This is a genomic window from Streptomyces griseochromogenes, from assembly GCF_001542625.1.
Lineage (GTDB): Bacteria > Actinomycetota > Actinomycetes > Streptomycetales > Streptomycetaceae > Streptomyces > Streptomyces griseochromogenes.
Map to the genome: position 1 here is coordinate 6,876,137 of NZ_CP016279.1, position 20,364 is coordinate 6,896,500.

The 20,364-nt window shown below is 67.4% G+C and carries 16 protein-coding genes and 6 pseudogenes; 10 read left to right on the top strand and 12 right to left on the bottom strand.

Annotated elements, in window-relative coordinates; translation table 11 throughout:
- Positions 1 to 10 precede the first annotated feature (10 nt).
- Entirely contained in the window at positions 11 to 730 is a 720-nt protein-coding gene (locus AVL59_RS29430; protein WP_067310387.1) for a response regulator transcription factor, read from the top strand.
- Between the two features lie 73 nt (positions 731 to 803).
- Here the strand turns inward: AVL59_RS29430 and AVL59_RS29435 are convergent, their stop codons facing one another.
- The 6 genes and pseudogenes from AVL59_RS29435 to AVL59_RS29455 all read right to left on the bottom strand — a co-directional run bounded on the left by AVL59_RS29435 (position 804) and on the right by AVL59_RS29455 (position 8,278).
- Entirely contained in the window at positions 804 to 1,505 is a 702-nt protein-coding gene (locus tag AVL59_RS29435) for a fumarylacetoacetate hydrolase family protein (RefSeq protein WP_237281719.1), read from the bottom strand.
- Between the two features lie 142 nt (positions 1,506 to 1,647).
- On the bottom strand, positions 1,648 to 3,246 hold the full coding sequence (locus tag AVL59_RS56175; protein ID WP_308281793.1) for a CHAT domain-containing protein: 1,599 nt from the start codon (positions 3,244 to 3,246) through the stop codon (positions 1,648 to 1,650).
- 48 nt (positions 3,247 to 3,294) lie between these two features.
- Positions 3,295 to 5,073 (bottom strand): annotated as a pseudogene (locus AVL59_RS55120) (glycosyltransferase family 2 protein); the annotation flags it as partial.
- Positions 5,074 to 5,601: 528 nt separating this feature from the next.
- Entirely contained in the window at positions 5,602 to 6,159 is a 558-nt protein-coding gene (locus AVL59_RS29445) for a DUF3291 domain-containing protein (protein ID WP_067310393.1), read from the bottom strand.
- 432 nt (positions 6,160 to 6,591) lie between these two features.
- Positions 6,592 to 7,020 (bottom strand): hypothetical protein, encoded by a 429-nt coding sequence (locus tag AVL59_RS55125; protein ID WP_237281720.1) that lies wholly within the window; start codon positions 7,018 to 7,020, stop codon positions 6,592 to 6,594.
- Between the two features lie 595 nt (positions 7,021 to 7,615).
- Positions 7,616 to 8,278 carry a peptidylprolyl isomerase gene (locus AVL59_RS29455; RefSeq protein ID WP_067310396.1) on the bottom strand — a complete coding sequence of 221 codons (663 nt, stop codon included), beginning with the start codon at positions 8,276 to 8,278 and terminating at the stop codon, positions 7,616 to 7,618.
- Between the two features lie 418 nt (positions 8,279 to 8,696).
- Here AVL59_RS29455 and AVL59_RS29460 point away from each other — a divergent pair, with 418 nt between their 5' ends.
- The 3 genes and pseudogenes from AVL59_RS29460 to AVL59_RS51755 all read left to right on the top strand — a co-directional run.
- Complete coding sequence (locus AVL59_RS29460; RefSeq protein ID WP_159400122.1) at positions 8,697 to 8,996, top strand: hypothetical protein; 300 nt, start codon at positions 8,697 to 8,699, stop codon at positions 8,994 to 8,996.
- Positions 8,986 to 9,749, top strand: a protein-coding gene (locus tag AVL59_RS50910) for an IS5 family transposase (protein ID WP_237281721.1) whose coding sequence is annotated in 2 segments (ribosomal slippage) — positions 8,986 to 9,336 and positions 9,339 to 9,749 — 762 coding nt in all. Because the reading frame shifts where the segments join, the coding sequence is not laid out codon by codon here. Before AVL59_RS29460 ends, AVL59_RS50910 begins: the two co-directional genes overlap by 11 nt.
- 199 nt (positions 9,750 to 9,948) lie before the next feature.
- Positions 9,949 to 10,044: pseudogene (locus AVL59_RS51755) on the top strand (IS5/IS1182 family transposase); the annotation flags it as partial.
- Positions 10,045 to 10,148: 104 nt separating this feature from the next.
- On the opposite strand, the gene AVL59_RS29470 reads toward AVL59_RS51755, so the two are convergent.
- The 3 genes and pseudogenes from AVL59_RS29470 to AVL59_RS49555 form a co-directional block, all read right to left on the bottom strand.
- Positions 10,149 to 11,594, bottom strand: a complete 1,446-nt coding sequence (locus AVL59_RS29470; protein WP_067310405.1) for an alpha/beta hydrolase — start codon at positions 11,592 to 11,594, stop codon at positions 10,149 to 10,151.
- 275 nt (positions 11,595 to 11,869) lie between these two features.
- Positions 11,870 to 12,027 (bottom strand): annotated as a pseudogene (locus tag AVL59_RS53070) (IS5/IS1182 family transposase); the annotation flags it as partial.
- 510 nt (positions 12,028 to 12,537) lie between these two features.
- Positions 12,538 to 13,355 (bottom strand): annotated as a pseudogene (locus AVL59_RS49555) (IS5 family transposase).
- A gap of 441 nt (positions 13,356 to 13,796) precedes the next feature.
- On the opposite strand from AVL59_RS49555, the gene AVL59_RS29485 reads away from it, so the two are divergent.
- Both AVL59_RS29485 and AVL59_RS29490 read left to right on the top strand, forming a co-directional pair.
- Entirely contained in the window at positions 13,797 to 14,468 is a 672-nt protein-coding gene (locus AVL59_RS29485; RefSeq protein WP_067310408.1) for a formylglycine-generating enzyme family protein, read from the top strand.
- A 207-nt stretch (positions 14,469 to 14,675) separates the two neighbouring features.
- Positions 14,676 to 15,347, top strand: a complete 672-nt coding sequence (locus tag AVL59_RS29490) for a transposase (RefSeq protein ID WP_443732253.1) — start codon at positions 14,676 to 14,678, stop codon at positions 15,345 to 15,347.
- Between the two features lie 172 nt (positions 15,348 to 15,519).
- Here the strand turns inward: AVL59_RS29490 and AVL59_RS29495 are convergent, their stop codons facing one another.
- Both AVL59_RS29495 and AVL59_RS52680 read right to left on the bottom strand, forming a co-directional pair.
- Positions 15,520 to 16,257, bottom strand: a complete 738-nt coding sequence (locus AVL59_RS29495) for a VOC family protein (RefSeq protein WP_067310411.1) — start codon at positions 16,255 to 16,257, stop codon at positions 15,520 to 15,522.
- Between the two features lie 107 nt (positions 16,258 to 16,364).
- Positions 16,365 to 16,670: a hypothetical protein gene (locus AVL59_RS52680; RefSeq protein WP_159400123.1), complete on the bottom strand. Its 306-nt coding sequence runs from the start codon at positions 16,668 to 16,670 to the stop codon at positions 16,365 to 16,367.
- Here AVL59_RS52680 and AVL59_RS29505 point away from each other — a divergent pair.
- The 3 genes and pseudogenes from AVL59_RS29505 to AVL59_RS29515 all read left to right on the top strand — a co-directional run bounded on the left by AVL59_RS29505 (position 16,663) and on the right by AVL59_RS29515 (position 18,775).
- Positions 16,663 to 16,815 carry a hypothetical protein gene (locus AVL59_RS29505; RefSeq protein ID WP_159400124.1) on the top strand — a complete coding sequence of 51 codons (153 nt, stop codon included), beginning with the start codon at positions 16,663 to 16,665 and terminating at the stop codon, positions 16,813 to 16,815. The genes AVL59_RS52680 and AVL59_RS29505 overlap by 8 nt on opposite strands.
- 3 nt (positions 16,816 to 16,818) lie before the next feature.
- Positions 16,819 to 18,165 carry a Tn3 family transposase gene (locus AVL59_RS29510; protein WP_067310419.1) on the top strand — a complete coding sequence of 449 codons (1,347 nt, stop codon included), beginning with the start codon at positions 16,819 to 16,821 and terminating at the stop codon, positions 18,163 to 18,165.
- Positions 18,162 to 18,775: pseudogene (locus AVL59_RS29515) on the top strand (transposase). Before AVL59_RS29510 ends, AVL59_RS29515 begins: the two are co-directional and overlap by 4 nt.
- A gap of 67 nt (positions 18,776 to 18,842) precedes the next feature.
- Here AVL59_RS29515 and AVL59_RS29520 read toward each other — a convergent pair.
- Positions 18,843 to 19,541, bottom strand: coding sequence for a VOC family protein (locus AVL59_RS29520; RefSeq protein WP_067310421.1), 699 nt, complete (start codon positions 19,539 to 19,541; stop codon positions 18,843 to 18,845).
- Between the two features lie 70 nt (positions 19,542 to 19,611).
- Between AVL59_RS29520 and AVL59_RS29525 the strand changes: the two are divergent.
- Positions 19,612 to 20,271: pseudogene (locus tag AVL59_RS29525) on the top strand (Tn3 family transposase); the annotation flags it as partial.
- Between the last annotated feature and the right edge of the window lie 93 nt (positions 20,272 to 20,364).

The following is a 20,364-nucleotide window of genomic DNA, read 5'->3' on the forward strand; positions in this document are numbered from 1 at the left end:
CCTGTCGGCCATGGGCACGCCCACCGCACCCGACAACAGCCGCTTCCGGGTCCTCGTGGTCGAGGACGACAACGTCATCGGCCACCACCTCCAGACCGGCCTGCAAGGCAACGGATACACCACCGCCTGGAGCCGCACCGGCGCCGCCGCCCTCACCGAAGCGACCCGCGCCCCCTACGACGCCCTGCTCCTCGACCTCGGCCTGCCCGACATGGACGGCCTCGACGTCGCCCGCACCCTGCGTGGCCGCTGCCGGGACCTGCTGATCATCATCCTCACCGCCCGCACCGACGACATCGACATCATCGCCGGCCTGGACGCCGGCGCCGACGACTACCTCGTCAAACCCTTCAGCCTCACCGTCCTGCTGGCCCGACTGCGCGCCCACCTGCGCCGCCAGAGCGTCACCTCCGCCGCCGAGCAGCCGATCCACCTCGGCGACCTCGTCATCGATCCCGTCGCACGCCGCTGCCACCTGCACGACACGGAACTCCCCCTGCGTCTGAAGGAGTTCGAGCTGCTCACCCTCCTCGCCCGGCACGCGGGCGAGGCCGTCTCCCGTGAGACCCTGATGGCCGAGGTCTGGGACGAGAACTGGTTCGGCTCCACCAAGACCCTCGACGTCACCATGGCCGCCCTGCGCCGCCGCCTCACCGAGACAAACCCCGGCCCCAGCCGCCTACCCCGCATCACCACGCTGAGAGGACACGGCTACCGTCTGGATCCGTGACTCGTGTCGTTCACACCGGCGTCCCCGTGGTTCCCACCGCCGCCCGGCGTTGGACTAGTGCTGGACCGTCCGCTCATGCACGGCTCACGCAAGAAAGGTCTGTGGGCTCGCTGCCGGGTCCCACGGCTTCGGTGGCGACGGCCATCGGGCCGAGCGCGCCGGTCAGGATGATGTCTCCGGCCCTCAGCGGCTCGCCCAGGGCGACGAGGGTTGAGGCGAGCCAGAGGGCGGCCGTGAGGGGACTGCCCAGGCAGTCGGCGCCGGTGCCCCGTGAGACGGTCTCGCCGTTCCTGGTCAGGGTCATCCGTGCGTCGCGCAGATCGATCCGGTCCAGCGGTACGGGGGTGCCGCCGAGGACGAACAGGCCGCAGGAGGCGTTGTCGGCGACCGTGTCGACGATGCTGATGTCCCAGTCGGCGATGCGGCTGTCGACGATCTCCAGCGCGGGCAGGGCGAACGCCGTGGCACGCAGCAGATGGGCGACGGTCGGGTCCCGGTGCGGCAGGTCCGCGCCGAGCACCAGGGCGACCTCCGCCTCGATCTTCGGCTGGAGCAGCCGGCCGGTGGCGATCGGCTGTCCCTCGGGCACCGCCATGTCGGCGAACAGGGCGCCGAAGTCAGGCCGGTCGACACCGAGCTGACGTTGCACGGCGGGCGAGGCCAGGCCGATCTTCCGGCCTGCCAGACGCCGGCCCGCGGCGATGCCTCGCTCGACGTTCAGGCGCTGCACCACGTAGGCGGCCTCGATGTCCGCCTCGGGCAGCAGATGACGCACCGGGGGGCACGGGACGCCGGCGCGGGCGGCTTCGTCCAGGACGGCCGCGACCTCGGCCTATTGGGCTCTGTCCCCCGTTGCCACGGCCATCGCTGAGGCCATGGAAGAGGGCCCGGCCGGCGCCGAGTAAGACCCAAGATCTTCATGCTTTCTGACTGGAGGCGGCGCGTGCCGCCGGGCTGCCGTACACGGCGTACGCCAGCCAGGTGGGGTCTCCGCCCTGCTGCCGTGTCGCCCGCCGTGCGTCCAGCGATGCCTGGCCCAGGGTCCTGCCCCGCGTGACGAGGTGATCGTAGAAGTGGTCGGCGAAGTGCAGCGCGGAGTCCGAGCGCACGGGCCACAGCGTGCCGACGAATGCGCCCGCCCCGGCCCGCAGGAACTGCGGAGCCCAGCCCAGCGCGGTGGAGAACCAGTTGATTTCGCCGGCGCTGCGGCACGCGTTGAAGAACACGAGCGGGTGGGTGGCGCGCAGGGCACCCGACTGGGTGGCGTAGGCGAGGTCGATCGGGTCGAACGGCCCGTCGGCCATGGCGACACGCGAGCCGGCACTCGTGAACGTGTTGTGGCAGGCGAAATGCAGGAGCCCGGCGAACCCGTCTTCGATCAGGTCGCTCACAGAGCCACGATGAGTCAGCGTTCCGCCGTCGGTCACCGCCGTGCCCAGTCTGGCGCGCAGAGCGGCGATCTCCCGGTTCGCCTCGGGTGGTGAACCCGGCGGTACGACGAACGCTGCCCGCCCCAGTGACAGTGCACGCACCCGGTCCTGCCCGAAGACCCTGCGGACCACGGGCATCCATTCGGCGAGAAACCCTTCGCCCTCCTGCTGTCCGTCCAGTGGATAAAGCAACTCCCATGGCACGATGTCGTGTTCGCCCAGCACGGTGAGCGCTGTGACACGTCCGGCCTCGTGCCAGAATTGCCGCCGTACGGCGTCGGGCACGGCGGTGGCCCACAGCTGTACCCCGAGATTGCGCAACCGTCTTCGCGCCTGCTCCTGGTCACCGCGCCCGTCCGGACCGGTACTTGCGGCGGTACGCCGGAGCTCGTCGTAGATGCGTTCCCGCGCTTCGTGGGTGTCTCCGGCCAGGAGCCGGAAGGACTCCGGGGCATAGGTGGTCTCGCTGAGCAGCTGGAAACTGTAGGCACCGTCCGCCCCCCTGAGCACCTGGAGGGTCACCTCCCCGGGATCGAAGGCCAAAGTGGTCAGCGGCGCACTGCGAGTGGGGCCGTCGCGGGCGGGTACGTCCTCCTGCACGGAGATCTGCGTACGGAGCTCACCGAGGAAGGTACCCGCGCGGAACGCCCGCACGGTGACCGTGTGCAGACCCGTCGTCATGGTCCGTAGGCCGAACCGCAGCACATCGGAATCCCGCCCGGGCAGGACGACGAGCTCCTGTTGCAGGTCGCCGAGCGCCAGAAGACCAGGCGCATGCACGGCAATGGTCAGGCGGGCGCCGTCCATCGGGATGTGGAATGCCCGCAGCGCCACACCGACGTCGCCGGAACCCTGGGTGACCTGCACCTGCAACGGCACCTCCCTGCCCGGCGGCGCCTGCTCGGCGAGTTCGACGGTCAGGCCACGAGGTTCGCAGGGCTCTGCCGGGGCGACGCCGTGCGGCTCATCGGGAGGAACCGAAGCGTTCCCGCCCCGGGGACCGAATACGTTCCGGACGCTGGTATCGGGGCCATGGGACGTGAAGTCCTGCTGGGACACGGACCACACGTTCTCAACGCCGGTCATGGGGTCATCGAACACGGAGTCCCTGTGGGACAGGGACCGCGTGGGATCGCCGGCGGCACCAGCATTCTTCGCCTTCCGCAGCGAGTACCTCCAGGCGAAGATCGGCGACGCGGTGATCAGCAGGGCGATCGTGGCCCAGGTGACGATCGCGGGCTGCGAGTGCCCGAGTGTGAAACCGGCGGCGATCGAGCCGCCGAAGACCAGGATGAAGAACAGGTGGATCCGGAAGGTCCCGAACAGCGTGTCCGGGCTGGCCGAGTCGCCCTTGGGCGTCACCACGAACGTGCTCTTGCGGCGCAGCACCGTGTCCATCAGGGAGCGCGCGTAAATGGGCGCCGACAGAGCGGACATCACCATGCCCGCCACACCGCCGGAACCCTCCGGCTCGTGCGGGGAGACGTTGTGCTGGCGGTTCCAGATGTACAGGCCGATCTGCAGCGTGGACGCGTTGCCATACAGCACCAGCCAGACCGTCGGGTCGATGTTCACACCCGAGGCGCCCAGGCTCAGGTACAGCGCACAACTCAGCGCCGCCAGAATCCAGTTGAGGGCCGACATCGGATAGAAGATGATCATCATGGTGTAGTTGAAGAGCTTGCCCGGGGGCAGCGAGAACCAGCCCTTCCAGTACTGCTTCAGGATCGTCTCGTACGTCCCCCGCGACCAGCGCATCTGCTGCGTGAAGAAGTCCGTCCAGGCCGACGGGCCCTCGCCCACCGCGAGCACGTCCGGCGTGTACACCGACTTCCACTTCCGGTTCGTGGCCGGGTTCCTGTGCCGGTGGATCTCGAAACCGGTCGCCATGTCCTCGGTGATCGAGTCGTACAGGCCGCCGATCTGCTTGAGCGCCTTGATGCGTACGGCGTTCGACGTACCCACGAACATCGGGGCGCCGTAGAAGTTTCCGGCCCGCTGGGTGAGCGCGTGGAACAGGAACTGCTGCGACTCCGCCGCCTTGGTGATGAGGTTGTCGTAGTTGCCGTAGACCTGCGGGCCGGTGACGAAGCCGACGTCCGGGTCGCGGAAGAAGCCGAGCATCCGCTCCAGGTAGTTGGGCAGCGGCACATGGTCGGTGTCGACCGAGGCGAAGAAGTCGTAGTCGTCGCCGTGCGCCTCGAGCCAGGCGTTGTAGTTGCCGTGCTTGGTCTTGGCGCGGAACGGACCCTTGGGCTGGTTCCACTTCTCGACGCCCTTACGGGAGAAGTGGTGGACGCCGAGCCGGGCGCAGACCGCCTTGACCTCGGCGTCGTCGCCCTCGTCGAGGAGCCAGATGTGCAGAAGGCCCTGGTGGCGCAGCCGCACGGCCGCCTCCAGGGTCTTCGTCACCATCTCCAGGGGTTCCTTGCCGGGCACGTACGTCGTGATGAACGCGACGCTCGTGCCGGTCTCGGGCACCACCGGCACCGGGTCGCGGGCGACCAGCGTGGCGTGCGCGTTGGACAGCACGTTCATGCAGCGGAAGAACTCGATCAGACCGATCGAGACAAGCATCACGACGTCCAGCACCGGCAGGAAGCCGAAGGCCGGGTAGTCGCGTTCGATCCAGTGCTCCGGCTGCAGCAGCCAGCCGAACAGGACCAGCGAGAGCAGCGGCGCCGCGCCCAGCATGAGCGCCGCCCGTATGCGGTGCGGCTCCTGCGAGAGCAGCGAGCGGTACCGCACCTTGTACGGCTTGTTCGGGTCGGGCTGGGTGAGGGGACCGGCCAGCCGGCTGTAGTGCTCGTAGTCGTATCTCGGCAGGGTCTTCTTGATGCGGCGGAATCTGCCCAACCGGTCTGACGGCGCCCGCGACCCGGCGGATCGTTTCGTGCCCGGCTCTATCGACATCTGTCTTCCATCAGGCAGCGCCGCCGTCTTCCCTGAGTGGTGGGTCAAGCCGGGTTCTCAGCGTAGCGTCCGATCCACCTGTCCAGAAGGACAGTAGCTCGGGGACTAATGCATCAAGCCGTGCTGCAGCCGCGTCAATTGCGTCGGGTGCAGGTCCCCTGAGGGGAATCTCGTGTCCAGGCGGTGAGGTCCTGTTCGTGCTGGCTGGGTGCAGGATAAAGACGCTGGGTGCTCGCAGCACAGGTGGGTAGCGCCGGTAGGTGCCGGAATCCCGTTGTGTTCAGGGCACGGAGTTTGAGGACGGCTTCAACTCGGCCCCGGGCGTCCACGCCCGGGAGCGTCACGCGCCCGCTACGCCGCGAAGTAGCTGAGGCGGAACAGGTCCTGGGCGCGCTCCAGGTCCCGCTCCGTACGCAACTAGACGAGGAGCTTGGTCATGAGCCACGACATGTAGTAGAGGCCCTGACTTATCGCACCGGCGTCGGTGCCGAGCGTTTGACAGCGAACCGAGTCGTTCAGCCTTCCTTGTCAGTGAACCTGGTCGCTCTTCGGCCCGATGCCTTTGATCCTGGTCGGAGTTCCGTTCGGAGCGAATGAGTGGTGGAAGGTGAAGGCGTGCGGCACGGAGCCGTGGTCGTGGAGGTGCTCCAGCCGGGAAACCCCGTCCCGCCAGGTGGGTATCGCGCCGTCGGAGACCCACCAGCACACGTAATTCGGGTGCCCTGTCCTCTCGAACCAGTCGTAACGCCTGTTCAGCGCCTCACGGTGCAGACCGGTGTAGACGGCGTCGAAGGCGGGGCGCAGGTCGGTCCAGAGTGAGAGTGTCGCGGCCAGGGCGGTGGTTTCCACCGTACGGCCCTTGCCGTACCAGGTCGGTACGGCGAACTCTCCCCATGCACCCCAGTCCGCCTCGAAGAGCATGCCCCGGTCGCCGTCCGCCGCTTCGGCACGCGCGAGGTATCCGGGGTGCTGACTGATCTTCCGGTAGACGGCCTCACCACTGTCGTAGAACTCGCGCGTGAGAGGTGCGGGATCGACGAGAGGTGACTTCAGGACGCCGAATGTGTACAGAGCAAGATGGGGCATGTGTCTCTTCCTGGTTGGGGGTGCCTGGTGCAGACCCGGGTCGGTGGCTTACGCATGGGGGGCGAGGGTTCGTGGGGCGTGACCGACTCATCCCGTCGCGGGTGGCGCAGCCTGAAGGAACTCCTGTGCGACCGCGGGCGACCACCGAAGTCCAGGTGAAGGTAGCTGCCTCTGCGAGTCCTGTCGAAGTTGCGATTTCCCTGTCCAAGTGGCCTCTTGTACAGGTCCTTGCGGGAACTGGGGCGGTGGCGCGCTGCCTGCCGCCGTGGAAGTCCGCATCGGCCCGGCAAATGCCGAGAAGCAGCATCGACAACCCCGCTCAAGCCGGTGTGCCGGGGCGACGCCGGCGGCGTTGTCGGCGTCGGCTGGTTGGATGACGGAGCGACTGGGTTCACTGTCAAAGGACAGTTGCTGTAACTCGCCTGGGAGGTCTCATGGGACGGCCCGTCCACCGGGACGGTGGACGGGCCGTGGAGTGGTTGGGCAGGAGGGATCAGGACGTCGGTGCCGGTTCGGCGATGCGGGCTTCGAGGTCGCGACGCACCGGTCCTGGAAGCGCAGGTTCGAGCGGGCGGCCTTGAGTCGCTCGTCGAGGGTGCGGTTGTCGATGGTGAGCTGGCGGACGCGCTGTTTGAGGGTGGTGTTCTCGGTGGTGATCCGCTGGATGGCGCCCTCGGTCCACTCAGCTCGCATATCGCGTATCTGGCAGAGGAGTTCGCCGCTCCGAGTGCGCTGGGCGAGGATCTCGGTGTGGGCGGCTTTGAGGGCGTCCTCGGCGTTCAGGGCGCGTTCGCGCCAGGTCCCTTCGCGTTCGTCGTCCTGCTGTACGCGGCCGACCGCGACGACGAGAAGTGAGGACAACGACCATGACCAGCACAGTCACGAAGATCGGCCGCTGTGCAACGTGCAGCGGTCCCAGCTACGACAACCCCCAGGACGGCTGCACCCCCTACACATGCATCACACCTTGCGTCCTGTGCGACCATCCCGGCGACGTACACCGTGACTGGTACCGGGAGCAGCATGGCGCTGGTTTCTGCCGCCGATGCCGCCCCGATGAACCCGGATACCGACACGACTACCGTCCCGCTGCCGACCGCGCCGCGAACCTCGCCGGTGATTCGCCTTCGCCGTCGACTACACCGTCCGCACCAGGACAGCGAGGCGCGGAGGCACTGCGATGCACTGCTGCCTCACATAGCTCGTGAGAGTGCGCAGCGCGCGACCGGGCGGGCGGTCTACAGCTGTTGTCGTTCGCCCACCCGATCAGCAAGATCACCCTGCTTACCACCCATCAGGTCGCCGACCACGGCGACAGGGTCACCTTTCTCCAGGTGGGCCGCGTCCCCATGGAATTTCTACCCGCTGGACGATCTCGTCTGCCAACTCGTACGACGCCGACCATGACCGGGACGGACGAAGCCTCCGGCAAGGACCGGGCCGGCGCCGGACCGTACTATCTGCTCTTGATTTGTACGCGCTTGATGTTCACCGGCAGCGTCGGAAAGCCGTCTCCCGGCCCGTTCTGGTCGTCCTCGCCGCCCACCGCGATCTTCTGGAGCACGTCGAGGCCCGCGGTCACTTTGCCGAACGGCGTGTAGGCGGGCGAGAGTTTGGTGTCCTTCCAGACGAAGAAGAACTGGCTTCCGTTGGTGTTGGGCCCAGCGTTGGCCATCGCCACCGTCCCGGCAGGATAGGTCGCCCCGGTCAAGTTCTCGTCGGGGAAGGAGTAACCGGGTCCGCCGCTCCCGGTGCCGGTCGGGTCGCCGCACTGGAGCACGTAGATGCGCGCGGTGGTGAGCCGGTGGCAGTGCGAGCGGTCGAAGTAGTCGTGCTGGGCGAGGAACTTGAAGGAGTACGTGGTGCAGGGAGCCTTGTCGGTCAGTGCCCTGAAGGTGATCGCGCCCTGGCCGGTACGCAGCGTCGCGCTGTACGGCTTGGCGGCCTTCACCGGGTCGAAGACCGGTATCCCCTTGAAGTTGTCTGCGGGAACGGCCGGCGTGTAGGTGCAGGCGGCCGAGGGCGCGGCAGGGGGTGAGGTGTCGGCCGTGGCCTGCGTCGCGGTGCCGAGAAGGAGCAGAGCGGAGGCGGCGAGCAGGGCGCTTGGCTTACGGAGCACGAGACGGTTCCCTTCGGGTCAGCACCGTATGGGCATGTCATGGCCGCCTCATCCTGCCCGCTCCGCCGTCCGGGTGAAACCCCTGCGCCATGCACCGTCAACTTCGGCGGGCGGGCGCCACGGCAACCGGGCGACAGGGCACGGACAGCACGACGGGCGGTCCTCCAACCGGCCCGCCGGCCGCGGCCGTGGCGGTGCCCCTGGCACACCCTGGGTGGCCACTTCCAGGACTCCCCGGCCTTCTGGGCGACTGTAGGCACAGGCGTGCCGGCAAGCTACCAGCAACGCGAGACCTGCCCGCACACGCCCGAGGAATGACCCCGGCCAGGACCGCGGGCTACCTCGTCGCAGCACGGGGGGACCGGAAGCTATCCGGCCCTGGTCCGCCGGAAACCGTACCGGTATCAGCATCCAACCCATGGAACAGCCGATGGCCCGCAACGTCCGCCTCAGCCGGCAGATCGCTCAGCAGATCCGGACCCTCGCCGCAAAGCTCGACACCGCCGACATGCCCTCCGACGCAGCCACCGCGCAAGAGCTACTGCTCGCACTCCACGACGCGCTTCGCGACCTGCGTGAGCCGCCGCAAGCCCTACTCGCCGTCGCCACGACTGGCAACGAAGAGATGGCCGACTTGCCCGCGAGCGCCGATCGGCGGCTAGTAACACGCCATTTCATTTGGTGTGATCTTGCGGGATGCTGGCTGGATGGCGAGTGAGCTTGTCGAGCGGTTGGTGCCGGACCGTTCGTGGGAGTTGTTCCAGCGGGTTGCGCCGTCGGCGCCGACCCGCCCGCAGGGCGGTGGCCGGCGTCGAAGCCATGGAGATCGCGAAGTCTTGGCCGCCATCGTGTTCGTGGCCACGTCAGGCTGCACGTGGAACCAGCTCTCTCCCGGGTTCGGTCCGTCTGGGGTGACCGCGTTCAGGCGATTCACCGAGTGGTCCGAGGCTCGTGTGTGGGCCAAGCTCCATCGCCTGGTGCTCAACGAACTCGGTGGTCAGGGCGAGTTGGACTGGTCGCGGTGCGCGATCGACTCCGTCAGCGTCCGCGCGGTCAAAGGGGGACACTGACGGGACCGAATCAGACCGAACGCGGTAAGAGCGGATCGAAAATCCACCTCATCGTCGACCGGAACGGGCTGCCCCTCTCGATCGGCATCTCCGGCGCCAACCTGCACGACAACCAGGCCCTCGAGCCCCTCGTCCGCGGGATACCGCCCATCCGCTCCCGGCGCCGACCCCGCAGACGACGCCCGACCAAACTCCACGGCGACAAGGGATACGACTACTCTCACCTGCGGCGATGGTTACGCACGCGGGGCATCATCCCTCGCAGCGACACTCACCTGCTACCGCAGACTGCCCAAATGAAATGGACGGCACGACGGTCAGGCCCCTGCCGACTCGCCCAACGTGAACGATCTCACCGACCACCCGGCATTCACTGGTTCGCGGCTCCTTCGTTGGCGTGATCAGTCATACCGTCCCCCACCTCCGAAGTCAGACGAGACCACGTCGGCCGGCGCGTCAGGACACTCGCACGCCAAGGGCCATGGGATCGGGCTCCTTCCAAGGGGTCGCGCGGATGGGCACGTTGGGGCCAATTGGCAGACGGGACAGATACAGGTGCGGTGATCAAGGAGTTCCACGCTCTGTGATCACGGGGAACCTGTGCCTGCGCTGCCGTCATGGCTGACCGGACCGCTGTGGGACCAACTCGCCATCCTGCTGCCGCAGCGGCCCGAGTTCCATCCCACCCACCCGTTGGACCTGAAATGTTGATCAGAGCCGCAGAACCTGGTCGGGTGGCCTGGGGGTGCGATTGCCCCGGGCTACCCGACCCTCCTATCCAGCGGGAGCGTTGCGTTGCGTTACCTGACGCCGTGGATTGCCTGGGGGTCTGTGACCGGCAGGGCGGGCTCGGCTTTCACGGTGGCGGGGGGCGGCGGCACATAGACCGGGGTGGGGTCGGGTTCCGGTGCGCACGTCTTGGCGATGACGCCTTTGCCTGCGGGGAGGCGGCCGTCTCGCAGGTAGTCGGTGAAGGCGTCGTCCAGGCAGGCGTTGCCGTGGAAGAGGATCTCGTGGAAGCTGCCGCCGTTCTGGACGACCAGTTTGGATCCGGGCAGTGCCTTGTGCATGGCGAGGGCACCCGGGTAGGGGGTGGCGGCGTCCTCGGTGGCCTGGAAGAGCAGGACGGGCGGCAGGCCCTTGCCGGTGATCTTCAGCCGGCCGGCCGGGTTGCCCTGGTAGGGCCAGAACATGCAGGCGGCGTTGTACCACATGTTGTTGTAGGTATAGAAGGGCGCGACGGCGTTGACCTTGGCCTGGTCCCTCTTCCAGAACTCCCAATCGCGCGGCCAGTTGTTCTCGGTGCACTGGACCGCGTTGTACGCCGGGAAGGTGCCGTCGTCGGCACCCGGGGCGGCATAGCGGTTATAGGCGCTCTGCAGCGGGCGGGTGTCGTTCTTGGTGAGGTAGGCCGACAGTACGGTTGCCATCTGCGGCCAGCGCAGGAAGTTGTAGCCGCCACCGTAGAAGGTGTCCTCGAACTCTGCGGGGCCGATCTTTCCGGGGGCCGGGGCGGCGGCTACCGGGCTGATCCGCAACGCGGCTTCGACCTGGTAGTACTTCTGCTCCACGGTGGCAGCGTCCGTGCCCAGGTGGTAGACCGGGTCGGCCTTGGCGGTCCATGCCGCGAAGGCGTCGAACCGGCGCTGGTGTTCCTTGTCCTGCAGGATGTTGTGGTCGTACCAGCTGATGGTGGGGCCAACGACGCTGTCGAGCACCATCCGGCGCACGTGCGAAGGGAAGAGCTGGCCGTACGTCGAGCCCAGCGAGGTGCCCCACGAGCCCCCGTAGAAATTGATCTTCTGGACGCCGAGTGCCCGCCGGATGCTGTCCATGTCGCGCGCGTTGTCGACGGTGGTCATGTGCGGTAGGAACCAGCTCCAGTTCGCGGCGCAGTCGGCCGCGTACGTGGCCGACTTCTCCAGCCATGCCTGCGAGGTGCCCTGGCTGACCTGGTAGTCCGGCCGCTCGGCGTCGAAGTAGTGTGCGTTGCAGGTGACGTGGGGTTCGCTGGCGTTGGTGCCGCGGGGGTCGAAGCCGATCCAGTCGTAGGTCGAGGCGACGTCCCGGGGAATCTTTCCGGAGACGTAGGCGGGCATCCACAGACCGGAGTCGCCGGGGCCGCCGGGATTCAGCAGGATGGGCCCCTGCCGTTTGCTCTTGGGCGCGGTGGCCGGGAGCCGGTTCACCTTGATTTTGATCTTGGCGCCGTTCGGCCGCGTGTAGTCCAGCGGCACTTCGAGCATGGCGCACTGCAGCGCAGGAGCTGTCGCATCGTTACAGGAACTCCAGATGAGTTTCCCCTGACCCGTGCCCCCTGGCGCAGTCAAGGAAGCCGAAGCAGGGGTGATACCCGCGCAGACTCCGCCGATGACGGCGACGACCGATAACAGGACTCTAGCTTTTGTCATGAAGGCATCATGTGGCATGTGCAATATCACATACCATCTTAGGAGTGGGCGTTACTCAACTGTGACTCGCTAGGCACGTACGACAGGCCGCGCAGACGGGCGACCGGTGATGGTCGGCGTCGTGGGCGTGTGTGGCAGCGGTGGGTGGTCCAGGCTGGGCGGATCAGGCTCGGACGGTGATGATCGCGTCGGTGAGGTCGAAAGCGGCTTCGATGACAGTGACCCGCCGTTCGTAGTAGCGCGCAAGCCGGTGTGAAGCGTTGTGCCACAACAGGCGTCTCGTCCCGGCTGGAAAGCGCATGGTGCTTCCAGGGATGGGCGATCCGGGACGGGGGACCCGGTCGGCCTCGAACTGGCAGCGGCGTGGCCGTTGACCAAGGCGCACAAGGCCAGTGCGCAGACTCGCCTCGCCGGCCGTTCGCGGCTGTGTGTGGAGGGAGTGAGGGCGGGCGACAGCTCACGTGGGAGGAGCTGGCGCCGTGCCGCGAGGGCGCGTCACGGCTCGAACGGTCGCGGCTCCGCAGATTCGGCAGATGCCCGCAGTGCACTGCGGGCTACGGTGCTGGTGGAGGCCACCTTTTGATCGGAGTACTGGACCACTCGCCCGCACCGCCCAGCCAGGACCCGCACGCCCATGCCGGCGGGCTGCCGACCGCGGGGCCTGTGTCGTGCTGCTTGGCGGGCGGCTACTGCCCGGCAAACCCCTTCAACGCTCCCGCGGCCAGCTCCAGGTTGACGACCCGCGTTGACGGGACCGACCTCACATCCCTTAGAGGTCCTAACAAAGGCGTCGGACGTGTCGGTGGGTGATGAGGCAGGTGGCGAGGCCGAGGAAGGCTTCGTGGATGTCGTCGCGTCGTTCCCAGCGGATCCGCAGGCGGCGGAATCCGTGCAGCCAGGCAATCGTGCGCTCGACCACCCAGCGGAAGACGCCGAGGCCAGAGCCGTGGGGCTCGCCTCGTTCGGCAATGACCGGGCGGATACCGCGCCGCCACACCAGTCGGCGGTACTTGTCGTGGTCGTAGCCGCGGTCCGCGAGGAGCGCATCCGGTCGGCGTCTGGGCCGGCCGACGGCGCCGACAACGGCGGGGACCTTGTCGAGCAGGGGCAGGAGCTGGGTGACGTCGTTGCGGTTTCCGCCGGTCAGCGACACCGCGAGCGGGATGCCCTGGGCGTCGGTGAGGACGTGGTGTTTGCTGCCTGGCCGTGCGCGATCGACCGGGCTGGGGCCGCTTTTGGGCCCCGCCGAGCGGCCCGCACGTGGGAGGAATCGATCACCGCCCGCGACCAGTCCAGCTTCTTCGCGGCCCGCAGCTTCTTCAGCAGCACCAAGTGGAGCGCGTCCCAGACACCGGCTTCGTTCCACGCGGCCAGGCGCCGCCAGCACGTCATCCCCGAGCCGAAGCCCAGTTCCTGGGGCAGGTACTCCCACTGAATGCCGGTATGCAGCACGAACAGGATCCCGCACAACGCCTGCCGGTCCGGGATCCGGGGCCGCCCCTCCACCAGCTTCGGACCCGGTTCAGGCAGCAATGGCTCGATCAGCGACCACAGTTCATCCGACACGATCCAAGGTCGCGACTGACGTTTCCCCACGAGTAGACCAACGACCGCTCAAGCCGAAAGTCACATGATCAACGGCTTCTGTTAGGACCTCTTAGCCAGTCACTCTCATCTGACCTGGGCAGATACGTGCGGGATCTAGATAAGGTACGGCGCCCAACCCGAACTGGATCATCCCCGACCACGTGGCCTTCATGTATCCAGAGTCATCCGGCAGCAGATGGTGCGCATCCGAGTCATGGGCAGCCCCTGCAGCGACCGGGTGCTTGGGGTCGCTGGCCCTGGTGTCCCGTCTCAGACGATCTGGCTTGCGGGCGGAGCCCCGACCTGCGGCGACCAGTTCGGTTGAGACGCCTGTCCGACGGGAACCCCAGTTGATCCGGTCCTGGCCGCATGGATGGTGGGTGCTGTCTCAGCTGGTCTGGTTCGGTTCTGCCGTTTCGCGCTGACAGGTCTCGTTAGGATCTTCTGATCATGGACGTGATTACGGGGAAAGAGATGGTCGCCATCCCGCCGGGGCAAGTGACGCTGTCGGACCGGCGAACGCAGCGCAGTTGGTCGGTCGAGCTTGCGCCCTGCCAACTGGCGGCATTCCCGGTCACCCAGGCGTTGTACGCACAGATCACAGACCAGTGGCCGAGTACCGCCCATGGCGACCAGTTGCCCGTCGAATGCGTCTCCTGGTGGGACGCAGCGCGGTTCTGCAACGCCCTGTCCCAGCGCGACGGGTTCATACTCGCGTACCACTTCCACGCCGACGGCGAAGGCATCGAGTGGGACGCATCCGCCGACGGGTACCGACTGCCGACCGAAGCCGAGTGGGAGCACGCCTGCCGTGCCGGCACGGCAGGGCCGCGCTACGGGGAACTCGGCGAGATCGCCTGGTACCGCGGCAACTCGCACGAACGCATCCACGACGTGGGCGGCAAACGCCCCAACCCGTGGGGGATTTACGACATGCTCGGCAACGTCTGGGACTGGTGCTGGGACGTCTACGACGCCGAGGTCTACGGGACCTACCGGGTGCTCCGTGGCGGTGGCTGGTTCGATGAGCACTGGAGTTGCCGGGCCTCCGCGCGACGCCGCAGCCACCCGACCTTCCAGGTCGACGACGTCGGATTCCGCATCGCACGTTCCCTCATGTGACGACCGTTTGCGTCCGTCCCCAGACGCAATGGCCGCCGACGAGCAACCCAGGGACCCGATCATCTGAGTAGCTGTTGTCGTTCCGATCTTGAGGGTTGTGCGTCGAACGGGAGTCTCGATCGGGTGGTTGCCGCAGGCTGCGGGCACGAAGGCAGGGCCTCTTGGTAGCTCGGGGTTGCGAAGCCAACCGAGATCCAGGAGACCCTGTTGCCGCAGTTGTACGTGCTCGCGCCGGTGGAACTCAACTCGGCCGCACCGACGTGTGATTGTGTCGCTCACCGGTTCGGGAATGCGGCCGATCACCCGGAACGTGTTCGGCGGTATCCCTCGGACATGACGGACACGGAGTGGGCTGTGGTCCGGCCGCTGCTGCCGGTGCCCGGCCGGCTGCGCGGCCGGGGCGGGCCGCCGGAGGCGTACTGCCACCGGGCGATGCTGGACGCGGTCCGCTACCTGGTCGACAACGGCATCAAGTGGCGGGCCATGCCTGCCGACTTCCCGCCGTGGGAGCGGGTATACGCGTTCTTCCGCCGCTGGCGCGACCACGTGCTGGTCAAGGAGTTCCACGATCGGCTGCGATCGAGGATCCGCGAGAGGGAGGGGCGGGACACGGAGCCGACAGCCGGCGTGATCGACTCGCAGTCAGTCAAGGCGGACGCAGTCGTCGGCTCCGACAGCCGTGGCTTCGACGGCGGCAAGCTGATCAATGGGCAGGGGTTCGTGGTGGTGCCCAAGCGGTGGATCGTCGAGCGCCTCTTCGCCCACCTGATGCGCACCCGCCGCCTGGTGCGCGACTTCGAGCGCCGCACCACCAGTGCCGAGGCGATGGTCTACTGGCCGATGATCCTGCTCATGACCCGCCGCCTGGCCCGGCCATGATGAGGCTCGTTGAATACGGCCACCCGTGACCGGGAGTTACCCCACATGCTCGATGGATCTCCCCAGCCATGCCTGACCTGACCGGGCGTCACAGGGGCGGCCGCCCGATGGACAGCCCGTTCCGGGGGCGGGCGGAGTGTCCATGGTGGCCGAGGGCCAGCGGGTGGTGCCGTCAGCGAGGGGTGAGGAGGCAGAACTCGTTGCCCTCCGGATCGGCCAGAACCGTCCAGGAGATGGCGGACTGGTCGATACCCGGGTCGGCGGCTCCCAGGGCGCGCAGTCGGGCTGCCTCTGCTGCCAGGTCGTCACCGAGGTAGGGGCAGACGTCGAGGTGGACGCGGTTCCACACGCTCTTGGTGTCGGGGCTGCGGAGGAACTCCAGGTAGGGGCCGACGCCTTTGGCGGAGCGCATGGTCGCGTGGTCGTCGGTGACCTCGTGCAGCGTCCAGTCCATCGCCTCGCCCCAGAACCGGGCCATCTCTCGTGGGTCGGTGCAGTCGACCACCACCGCGGCGATCGGCCCGGTGTCCCGGTAGATCGGGCGGGGCTCCAGGACGCAGAACTCGTTGCCCTCCGGGTCCGCCATGACCGTCCAGGGGACGTTGCCCTGACCCACGTCGGCGAGCGTCGCGCCGAGATCCGTCAGGCGTGCGACCAACTCCGCCTGATGGGCGGTCGAGGTGGTGGCCAGATCAAGGTGCACCCGGTTCTTGACCGTTTTGGGTTCCGGGCGGGCGACGATGTCGATGCAGACGGCCGCGGGGTCGGGGTAGGCGAATCCCACGGGTTCGAGGTTGGTCACACCGGGTCCCTCGCTGTCGACACCCCAGCCGAGTGCCTCCGCCCAGAACCGGCCGAGCACGGAGTCGTCCTGAGCCTTCATATTGATCTGCACAAGTCGTGTTGCCATGCCGCATATCCTAGAAGCGGCCGCTGGCCCACTGGCCGCCGCGATCAGACATGTGCTCGACCCGGTACCGACCGTGGTCGCCCTCGTCGAGACTGTGCAAGTCCTCGTTAACGAAGGCGAGGTTCGACCGCGCCGCCTGCATTCGACCGGCCAGTGGCACGGACCACTCCCGATGCCATCCGGCGTGCGCGAACATCAACCACACCGACAGCCGGATCACCGCCCTGCGGGCCGAGGTCACGCGGATCGACGCCGCCGCCGAAGCCGGCCTCGACCCCCACCCCATCGCGGCCCGAAAACAGCAGCGCCGAGCCCACCTCACCGAGATCATCCACCGCCACGACGCCCAACAGCCGTGTGGAGACGACCCCGAGGAACCACGGCCGCATCACGTCCACCGCTTCCTTGGCCACCGCGGACAGTTGTGCCGGGAACCAGGCCGAATGCGCCCCTTCCGGCGGGCTCGGCGCGGCCACGAAGACCGTGGAGGGCTTCGGCGGGTTCGCGAAGCAGTACGAGCAGATCGAGAAGGTCTCCGCCCCTCACGGCAACTTCTGAGAAGTGCTGCTGTACGGGCAGATCGGCCGGGACCCGGCGCTGATGTTCGACCTGGCGGAGAAGCTGGAGTTCACCGTCACCTCGGAGGACGGGCGGGTGCTGGACGCGCTCGCGCACGCGCAGCGCAACGAGGCCGCCCGCGGCGAGTACATCAGCGCGCTGGGCGAAGACGGGGAGCGGGTCGACATCTCGTTCGCCACGCAGAACTGGCAGAAGGCCGTGGTCGACAGGAGTAGGCCGGGGCAGTTCGTCCGCCGGCACTTCGAGGCGATGGTCTTCACCTACCTCGCCGAGGAACTGCGCACGGGCGATGTTGCGGTGGTCGGCTCGGAGGAGTTCGCCGACTGGAGCGACCAGCTGCTGCCGTGGGAGGTGGTGGAGGAGAAGCTGCCCGCCTACCTGGTGGAGGTCGGCCTGGCCGAGGACGAGGACCAGGCCGCCGCCTTCGACGCCGCCTCCTTCCGCCGACAGCTGGAGGACCGGCTGCGGGTCGCCGCCGCGGCCGCGGACGCCGGATACCCGGACAACGAGAGCCTGGTGATCGACCCGGACACCGGCATCCCGTCGCTCAAACCGCACCGGTCGGAGGGACAGCGGCCCTCAGCGAAGCGGCTGGAGCAGGAGATCAAGGCACGGATGCCGGAGCGCACGCTGATCGGGATCTGCGCGCGGACCGCGTACTGGGTGGAGTGGTGGCGCCGCTTCGGCCCGCCCTCGGGCAACGACCCCAAACTCCAGGACCCCTTCGGCCGGTACGTGATCTGCACCTTCGTGAAGGGCACCAACATGGGCCCGTACGAAGCCGCCCGCCACATCCCCGGCGTGAGCGGGCACGAGCTGGTCTACGTGGCGAACCGGCACTTCTCCCTCGTGCTGCTGAACGAGGCCATCGCCGATCTGGTCAACGCGCACGCCCGCCTGGACATCTCGCAGGCGTGGGGCGACGGCACCGCCGTGGCCGCCGACGGCACCCACATGGACACCTACCTCGACAACCTGCTCGCTGAGACGTCCGTCCGGTACGGGAAGCCGGGCGGCATTGCATACCACCACATCTCAGACACCTATATTGCGCTTTTTACCCATTTCATCCCGTGTGGGGTGCGGGAGGCCGTCTACATCATCGAGGGCCTGCTCAAGAATGCCTCCGAGGTCAGGCCCACCACCGTGCATGCGGATACGCAGGGCCAGTCGCTGCCTGTCTTTACCCTTGCGCACCTGCTGGGCTTCGACTTGATGCCCAGGATCCGGAATTGGAAGGGCCTGGCCTTCTACCGGCCTAGACGAGTAGTTCCGAATGCTGTCGGTCCGTCCGGAGGTCCAGGGAGGGTGTCCAAGATCGTTTTGTGACGAACGAACACTTGGACACCCTCATCACCGGACTGTATGTCAAGGTCGACGACGAGATCGCAGGAACGCGATGCCTGGGCAGGCCACCGCAGTTGAGCGACTCCGAATTGGTCTGCCTGGCCGTCGCGCAGGCTCTGCTGGGTTTCGCCTCGGAATCCCGTTGGCTGCGGTTCGCCCACGCCAACCTGGGCTCAATGTTCCCGTACCTACCGAAGAGGCCCGGGTACAACAAGAGGCTGCGGGCCGCGTTGCCCCTGGTCAAGGAGGCGATTCCGACCGCCCGGGACTTCTGGTCATCGCGGACAAGGGCTTCGCCTCCATGGAGTTCGAGAACGACCTCGCGATGCGCGGCGCCGAACTGCTCCGACCGTCCTTCAAACGCGAGACGCGCCGCAGGGGAGAGTCCTTACTGAAGTCGGTGCGACAGCTGATCGAGTCGGTCAACGACACACTGAAGGGGCAGTTGGACCTCGAACAGCACGGTGGACGCACCTTCGAGGGTGTCGCCGTCCGGGTCGCCCAGCGCATCCTCGCGATGGCCTCCGCTATCTGGCACAACCACAAGAGCGGCGCCCCCGTCCTGAGGTCACTGACCGCATTCGATCACTAACCGCCACACAAACGTGTCCCGTGCTCAACCGGAGGCCCTTCAGCATGACCCCCTCGGGCAGGGGCGTTCACGGGCGGTCGGTGGCGGGTCCGGGCGGACCGGCCACGCCGACGCACGCCTCGTTGCCCTCAGGGTCGGCCAGTACCCAGTTCGATGGCGCGTCGGCATCGTTCACCAGGCGGCCACCGGCCGCGAGCGCGGCGGCTATCCGCGCGTCGGCCTGGTCGTAGGGCACCCACACATCGACGTGGACCCGGTTGCGTTGCGGGCGTGGTGCATCCATCTGCTGGAAGTAGAACGGTGCCCCGCGGCGGCGCGGGTCGATCAGGTCCTCACCGCTGTCCGCACGGTCCTGGTAGCCGAGCAGGGCACGCCAGAACGCCACCACGTCGGGACCGGCGAGGGCATCGATGGTGACCTGGACCGTCTGCACGGCCGACGGATCAGCCGGTATGTCCAACGTGCGGGCCACCGCCGAGATCTGCCGAGCCAGCTCGACATGCCGCTCGGTCAGCCCGTAGTAGTCGCCCGTGACCGTGATCAGTCGGACGATCACGCACTCCTGCCGCACGTCGACGTCCGGTTGATCGTCCCCAACCTCCGGCATCTCACTTATCGCCTGCACGAACTGGGCGCCGACCGCGAACGAACCGGTGCGGAAGTACGCACACGCCCCCTCGCCCACGACACGCCAGTCCTCCACGCCGATGGTCTCGTGGAACTGCTGCGGCCTGATGCGCACGATCTTGCTCTCTACGTAGGTCATGCGATCAACGTAGCGTGCAGATCCGACAACCCCCTTCGACCATCCGGTACTTCGGAACTACTCGTCTAGCAGGCAGAGCGAGTACGTGCACATCGATGCCCTGTTTGGCGAGTCGGGGAAGAACGTCATCGACTGGGACCTGATCGAGTCCCAGTTTCGGCACCTGATGCGGGTGGCTGTCTCCGTCCGCGAGGGCGTCATCTCCTCGGCGACGCTGCTCAAGCGGCTTCGGTCGGGGTCACACAAGAACGCCACTTACACCGCGTTCCGCGAGGTCGGCCGCGTCATTCGCACCGCGCAGCTGCTGCGGTATCTGACGGACGCCCCGCTTCGCCGGCGGGTGACGGCGGCGACGAACAAGGTCGAGTCCTTCAACCGGTTTTCCCAGTGGGTCGGCTTCGGCAACCAGGGCGTCATCGCCGACAACGACCCCGTCGAGCAGGAGAAGGTGATGAAATTCAATGCTTTGTTGACGAATGCGGTGATCTTCCATAACGCCCTGGATATCCCCGAGATCGTCCGCCAGCTCCTGGAGGAGGGATGGGAGATCGACCCGGAGGACCTGGCCCAAATCTCCCTGTACCTGACCGAGCACATCAAGCGGTTCGGCGAGTACAGCACCCACGAACTCGGCATCCAGCCCGAGGCGTACGACCCCAAGCTCGACGTCGACTTCACCCAGCTCCGCGAACAGGAACCGGCCGCCTCCGGCTTCGGCACGGCCGCCTGAGCACCGAAGGACCACGGCGGGTCCTCGACGAACTCCGGGAACCGGGCCTCGAGCGCTGGATCGCGACTGCCTGACAGGAACGCGCGGCTCGCA